General features: G+C 71.5%; 7 protein-coding genes. 3 read left to right on the top strand and 4 right to left on the bottom strand.

Annotation, left to right across the window (positions count from 1 at the left end; translation table 11 throughout):
- The first annotated feature begins 25 nt into the window (after positions 1-25).
- Positions 26-796, top strand: a complete 771-nt coding sequence (locus HG543_RS26540; RefSeq protein ID WP_169347656.1) for a class I SAM-dependent methyltransferase — start codon at positions 26-28, stop codon at positions 794-796.
- A 1-nt stretch (position 797) separates the two neighbouring features.
- On the opposite strand, the gene HG543_RS26545 is transcribed toward HG543_RS26540, so the two are convergent.
- Positions 798-1,220, bottom strand: a complete 423-nt coding sequence (locus tag HG543_RS26545; protein WP_169347657.1) for a winged helix-turn-helix transcriptional regulator — start codon at positions 1,218-1,220, stop codon at positions 798-800.
- Positions 1,221-1,324: 104 nt separating this feature from the next.
- Between HG543_RS26545 and HG543_RS26550 the strand changes: the two genes are divergently transcribed.
- The gene (locus HG543_RS26550; RefSeq protein ID WP_169347658.1) at positions 1,325-2,179 is read left to right on the top strand and encodes an SDR family oxidoreductase; all 855 of its coding nucleotides are present in this window, start codon (positions 1,325-1,327) and stop codon (positions 2,177-2,179) included.
- A gap of 3 nt (positions 2,180-2,182) precedes the next feature.
- Here HG543_RS26550 and HG543_RS26555 read toward each other — a convergent pair whose 3' ends face one another.
- Both HG543_RS26555 and HG543_RS26560 read right to left on the bottom strand, forming a co-directional pair.
- Positions 2,183-2,911 (bottom strand): CTP synthase C-terminal region-related (seleno)protein, encoded by a 729-nt coding sequence (locus HG543_RS26555; RefSeq protein WP_169347659.1) that lies wholly within the window; start codon positions 2,909-2,911, stop codon positions 2,183-2,185.
- Between the two features lie 257 nt (positions 2,912-3,168).
- Positions 3,169-4,449, bottom strand: a complete 1,281-nt coding sequence (locus HG543_RS26560; protein WP_171818144.1) for a hypothetical protein — start codon at positions 4,447-4,449, stop codon at positions 3,169-3,171.
- Between the two features lie 199 nt (positions 4,450-4,648).
- Between HG543_RS26560 and HG543_RS26565 the strand changes: the two genes are divergently transcribed.
- Entirely contained in the window at positions 4,649-5,032 is a 384-nt protein-coding gene (locus HG543_RS26565) for an Mpo1-like protein (RefSeq protein WP_169347660.1), read from the top strand.
- 7 nt (positions 5,033-5,039) lie between these two features.
- On the opposite strand, the gene HG543_RS26570 is transcribed toward HG543_RS26565, so the two are convergent.
- On the bottom strand, positions 5,040-6,407 hold a 1,368-nt coding region (locus tag HG543_RS26570; protein ID WP_246357307.1), incomplete at its 5' end, for a Gfo/Idh/MocA family protein.

The following is a 6,407-nucleotide window of genomic DNA, read 5'->3' on the forward strand; positions in this document are numbered from 1 at the left end:
CCAGGGGTGTTAGGAGACGGCAGACATGAGCGCTTCCGTGCCAGGGTTCTATGACGGGATGGCGGAGGAGTACCACCTGCTCTTCGCCAACTGGACACAGTCGGTGGAGCGGCAGGGCGCCGTACTGGATGCCCTGCTGCGCCGCCTCGGCGAGCCTCCGCCCCGGCGCGTGCTGGACTGCGCGTGTGGCATCGGCACCCAGGCCCTGGGGCTGGCGGGGCGCGGCTACGTCGTGCACGCCACCGACCTGAGCCCGGCCGCCGTCGCCCGCGCCGAGCGCGAGGCCCGCGCGATGAACGTCACCCTCACCACGGGCGTGGCGGACATGCGCACGCTGGACACGCAGGTGCCCGGCACCTTCCCGGTGGTGCTCGCCTTCGACAACGCGGTGCCGCACCTGCTGACGGACGAGGACCTGGACGCGGCGGCGCGCGCCATGGCGTCGAAGCTGGCGCCGGGCGGGCTGCTGCTGTTGAGCGTGCGCGACTACGACACGCTGGTGGCGCAGCAGCCGCGCTTCACCTCGGAGCGCGTGTTGGACGCGCCCGAGGGCCGCCGCATCCTCTTCCAGGTGTGGGACTGGTCCGTGGACGGCAGGACGTACACGGTGCACCAGTTCATCCTCCGCCCCGAGGGCAGCGGGTGGCAGGCCACCGAGCACACCGGCGTGTACCGCGTCCTCCAGCGCGTGGAACTGGAGCGCGCGCTGACCCGGGCGGGCCTCATGGACACGCGGTGGTACGAGGCCGAGGAGACCGGCTACTACCAGCCCATCGTCACCGCGCGCAGGCCGTGAGTCAGCCCGCCGTCTTCTTCGGCGTGTGCTGGGCGCGCGCCGCGAAGACGCGGGGCAGGTTGTCCTCTATCCAGTCGGTGAGGACCTCCATGTGCTCGGCGACCTCACGCCCCATGGGCGTGAGGCTGTAGTCCACGCGGGGCGGAATCACCGGGTAGACCTCGCGCAGCACGAAGCCGTCCTCCTCCAGGGCGTGCAGCGTCTGCGCGAGCATCTTCTCGCTCACCCCGGCCACCTTCCGTCGCAGCTCGCTGAAGCGGTGCGTGCCCTCCAGCAGGGCGACGAGCACCAGCACGCCCCAGCGGCTGGTGACGTGCTCCAGCACGCCTCGCGACGGGCAGGCGGCGGCGTAGAGGTTGCCGCGCTGCTCGGCCCACTTCGCCATCGCCTTGCGCAGGTGCCTGGGCTGCTTGTTCGCTGTCATGTCAGTAGCTTACCTCAAGGTAGGTACTTACCAAGAGTTAGTGAGGCCGTTACGGTGTGTCTCGTGTTTCGACGAAGTCCTCACGTCCCCAGGAGAGGCACCCCATGATTCTCGTCACCGGAGCCACCGGTCAGCTCGGCCGTCACGTCATCGAGCAGTTGCTCCAGAAGGTCCCCGCCAGCCAGGTCGTCGCGGCCGTGCGCAACCCGGAGAAGGCCGCGGACCTCGCCGCGCGCGGCGTGCAGGTCCGCAAGGCGGACTACAGCCAGCCCCAGACGCTGGGCGCGGCGCTCGCTGGCGTGGAGAAGGTGCTGCTCATCTCCTCCAACGAGGTGGGCCAGCGGCTGAAGCAGCACCAGGCGGTGATTGAGGCCGCGAAGAAGGCGGGCGTGCGCCTGCTCGTCTATACGAGCATCCTGCGCGCCGACAGCTCGAAGATGGCGCTGGCCGGGGAGCACAAGGCCACGGAGGAGGCCATCCGCGCCTCGGGCCTGCCGTATGTGCTCCTGCGCAACGGGTGGTACTTCGAGAACTACACGGAGAACCTCGGGCCGGCGCTGGCGCACGGGGTGATGGTGGGGAGCGCGGGCAACGGCCGCATCGCCGCCGCCACGCGGGCGGACTACGCGGCGGCCGCGGTGGCGGTGCTCACCGGCTCGGGACACGAGAACAAGGTGTACGAGCTGGCCGGCGACAAGCCGTTCACCATGACGGAGCTGGCCGCCGAGGTGTCTCGCCACGCGGGCAAGCCGATTCCGTACAACAGCCTGCCGCCCGAGCAGTACCAGGGCATCCTCGTGGGCGCCGGGGTGCCCGCGCCCTTCGCCGGAATCCTGGTGGACTCCGACGTCAACGCCGCGAGCGGGTCGCTGGATGCCTCGTCCGGTGACCTGCGCCGCCTCATCGGCCGGCCGACGACGCCGCTGGCGGACGCGGTCGCCGTGGCGTTCAAGCGCTGAGGCTCAGGCCGCGAGCCGTGCGGCCCGGATGGTGGCCGCGTCGAGGAAGGCGCGGATGAGCGGGTGGGGGTGGCCGGTGCTCGCGCTGAGCTCGGGCTGGAAGAGCGTGGCCAGGAAGAAGGGGTGCGCCGCCAGCTCCACCACGCGCGGGGCGCCCTCCTCGTCCTCGCCGGTGATGCGGAGCGCGGAGCCGTCGAGCACGTGCCGGTAGCGCGCGTTCAGCCCGTAGTTGCAGTGGTAGGACTCGGTGGAGTGTGTCCCGCCGAATGCCCTGGCCGCGTGGGAGCCCTCGGCCAGGGAGACCTTCCCCCGGACGCCCACCAGTGAGCAGGAGAGCGCGCCGACCAGGGGCAGGGTGGCGTCCGGATTGGACTCGGCATGGTCGGCGTCCTTCAGGCCGAGGACGTTGCGCGCGAACTCGATGAGGGCGTGCTGGAAGCCGCCGCACGTGCCGAGGAAGGGGATGGCCTGCTCGCGCGCGAAGCGAATCGCCGCGAGCGCGCCGTCCATGCTCTCGTAGGGACTGCCGGGCACGCACCAGATTCCCGCGAGCGGGGCGAGTGTCTCTCTCGGTGACGCACCTTCCAGCTGGCGCGTGCCCAGCCACACGACCTCGGGGGACACGTCGAGCGCGGGGGCCACGAGCTCCAGGGCGACGGGGATGGCGGCGTGCGCGCGCACGGCGGGGTTGCGGTCTCCCACGAGACCGATGCGAACGACCTGACGGGACACGATTCCTCCTGACGGTTCAACCGCTCTTCAGATGGGGCCAGCAGCGCGAGCGGGATGCGCCAGGGACCTCGCGGATAGCAGGCCACGGGTGGCGCGACAAGGCACATCTTCGCGGGCCGCCACGGAGGATGCCGGGTGACAGCGAGGGACGCGGGCACGTGCCCCAAGAAGGCTCGCGGTAGGCTCCGCCGCGCTTCGCGTCCGCGACATGCACGACGCCTCGCGTGCGCGAGAGCGCGGGCGTGTGCCCGTATCCTTCAGGCTCCGCGCTTCGCCTCGGCCGGGGCGTTGGGGTGGCGGGAGAGGAGGGTGCGCAGCTGCGGCTGCCGGCGCACCGCTTCCTGTTTCAGCAGATGCGCGATGAGGGCCGGGGGCGCCGCGGTCCAGCGGGCGATGTTCTGGATGAGCATGGGCGAGCGGTAGGTGCGCCCGCACAGCAGCGACGCCGTCTTCCCATCCACCGGCAGCCCGATGAGCGCCGCCAGCGAGCGGCCCTCGGTGTTGATGATGAGCTCCACCTTCTCCTCGGCGGGGCCGGTGGTGAAGCGCTGCCGGAGCACCTCGCGCGCGGAGCGCCGCGTGCCCTCGGGGATGTCCCGGTCGTTCGAGACCTTGTGCAGCTCCATGAGGCGGCGCGAGCCCCACAGCCGGCGGAAGAGCCCCGCGGGAAGCTGCGGGTTGCGCACCAGCCACCGCCGCACCCCCGCGTCCGCCGCGAAGGCCGCGCGGCCGCACAGCGCCTCCAGGCCCACGGGGTTGCGGTGGTAACGCGCCACCAGCCGCGCATGCGCGAGCCCGACTCGTGCGTTCTCCAGCACCGCCTTGATGACTCCCGGCACCGGGTCGAAGCAGAACGCGGACAGCACCGGGTCCTCCGCCGCGTGCGCCTGCGCCACGCGCTGGTCCTCGGGCAGCGGGTGTAGCCGCGTCTCGAAGAGCTGGCGGTAGTTGCCCAGCGCCACCTCCGGCTCGTCCTCCACGGGCTCCGCTTCGTCGGAGGCGTCGCGAGCCGGAGCGTCCTCGGCCTCCCGAGCCGTCAGGTCCAACGTGGGGAGGTCCTCCTCCGGCCCCGCTTTGTCGGAGGTGGCGCCGGCCGGAGCGTCCTCGGCCTCCTGCGCCGTCAGGTCGAGCGTGGGGAGGTCCTCCATGGGCGCTGCTTCGTTGGAAGCCGCGTCGTCCGGAGCGGCCTCGGCCTCCTGTGCCGTCAGGTCGAGCGTGGGGAGGTCCTTTTCCGCCGGGGTGGCCGCACCCGACGCCTGGGCCGGCGTCGCGGAGGCGCCCGTCCGCCGGGCGGCGCTGGCGCCGGGAGCGGGCGCTCCACCTGGAGTCGCCACGGAGGCCGCTGGGAGCAGCGCGCCCTCGGAGACGAGGCGCGTGAGGATGGTCCGCAGCCGCTCCACGGGCAGCCCGGTCAGCGCGGGGAGGTTCCGCACCGGCGTGGCGCCGTCCAGCCGTGAGAGCACGAAGCCCTCCTCGGGACTGAGCACCAGCTTCCGCAGGTCCACCGCGGGGTTCAGCTTCGGAATCCATTCCGCCATCACCCCGGAGTCTCCCACGACCCGTTCGACTCGCGGAGCCCTGTCTCCACTCCGTGGACGCAGCGCGGCAAAATGCGCGTGGGATTGAACGTCCGGCCGGCAGGGAGCAGCCGAGCGAGCACCCCGGCCTGTCCATGCCTACACGCGGTGACGCGGGGCAGGTTGACGCGGACCGGCCCCCTGGACACAACTTCACGGTATGTCCGACCGCATCCAGACCTATGGCGAGTTCTGGCCGTTCTACCTGCGGGAGCACGCGCTGCCGTCCACGCGCTGGCTCCACTTCATCGGCACCAGCCTCGGAACGGGCATCGGCATCACCGCCGCCGTGACGGGCCGCGGGTTGCTCGTGCCGGCCGCGCTCGTCGCCGCCTACGGCTTCGCGTGGTTCAGCCACTTCGTCATCGAGCGCAACAAGCCCGCGTCCTTCAAGTACCCGCTGTGGTCGCTCATCTCCGACTACCGCATGGCGGGGCTCATGGCCGCCGGCCAGCTCGGCTCCCACATGGAGCGCGCTCTCGCGGAGGGCCCGGGCTCCGGCGCCGCGAACCGCCTGCAGGCGGCCCCGCAGCAGGTCCGCTAGTCCTCCGTCAGCTCTCCTCCTGGGGCGGCGGCCCGCGGAAGGCGTCGAGCTTCTTCTGCGCCTCCAGCTTCACCGGCTTCCCCTCGCGCGCGGAGCGGTAGAGCGCCTCGATGACGCGCATGTCCGCCAGGCCCTCCTCGCCTGGCGTGTGCGGCGCCTTGTCCTCCTTCACGCACTGGGAGAAGTGGTCCATCTCCCGCGCGAATTGGCTCTTCTGCGGGTAGCTGCGCTCGATGGCGTCCTCCGCCTTCCCCGAGGCCTGGGACTTGCGGCCAATCTTCATGCGCAGCCCCTGGTACGCGAAGGCGGGGTCCATCTCCACGTACGCGTCCGAGCCCATCAGCCGCATCCGCCGCGTCTCGTGCACGCTGTAGCCCGTGGTGCAGTTGGCGATGAAGCCCGAGGGGAAGCGCAGCTGGAAGCTGAAGCTCTCGTCCACCTCCTTGAAGCGCGCGTCGCCCGGCGTGCTGTAGCTCACGCCCATCACCTCCACCGGCTCCTCGCCGCTCAGGTAGCGGGCCGCGCTCAGGCAGTAGATGCCCACGTCGGGCAGGGCCCCGCCGCCGGCCAGCGCGCGCTTCAGCCGCCAGTGGTTCGGGTCTCCCTGGTGCTGACCGTTGTCCGCCGACAGGAGCTTCAGCGTCCCCAGTTCCTTGTTGCGCGCCATGGCGATGAGCGCGCGGTGGTGCGGCTCGTACTGGAGCCGGTACGCCACGGCCAGCTTGCGGCCGGCCTTCTTGCAGGCGTCAATCATCTGCTGGCACTCGGCCACCGTGTTGGCCATGGGCTTCTCGCAGAAGACGTGCTTGCCCGCCTGCGCGCCGCGGATGGTGTACTCGGCATGCATGCTGTTGGGCAGTACGATGTAGACGACCTGCACGTCCGGGTTGTCCTTGAGCGCGTCGTACGACTTGTAGTCGTAGAGGTTCTTCTCCGGCACGCCGTACTGCCGCGCCACCGTCTGCGCCTTGGCGCGGTCTCCGCTCACCAGCGCCACCAGACGGCTGTGACGGGACTCGGCGAAGGCCGGCAGCAGTTCCTCCAGCGACAGGCGCCCCAGTCCGACGATGGCCCAGCCCACCCGCTGCTCCGGGGGGAGTGGGTTGGGCAGGCTCTTCTCCCGCTCGGTGGGCGCGGAGATGGGTGGGAATTGGACCTTCTGACCCTGTGGCGAGGCGGCCGCCGCCAGCACGTCCGGCGTCCATGCTCCCGCCGCCACCAGCCCGCCCGCCGCGCCGAGCACGCGCCTGCGCGTCCACCGCCCGTCTGTCTCCCGCGTCATCGCGCTCTCCTTGCCATCCGGTTGCACGCGCAGCGAAGCGCGGCGGCCCGGCGCGGTGGGGTGGCTTTTTCCGGCCCGGGGGCGGGGTTGTGG

Source organism: Pyxidicoccus fallax, assembly GCF_012933655.1.
GTDB lineage: Bacteria > Myxococcota > Myxococcia > Myxococcales > Myxococcaceae > Myxococcus > Myxococcus fallax.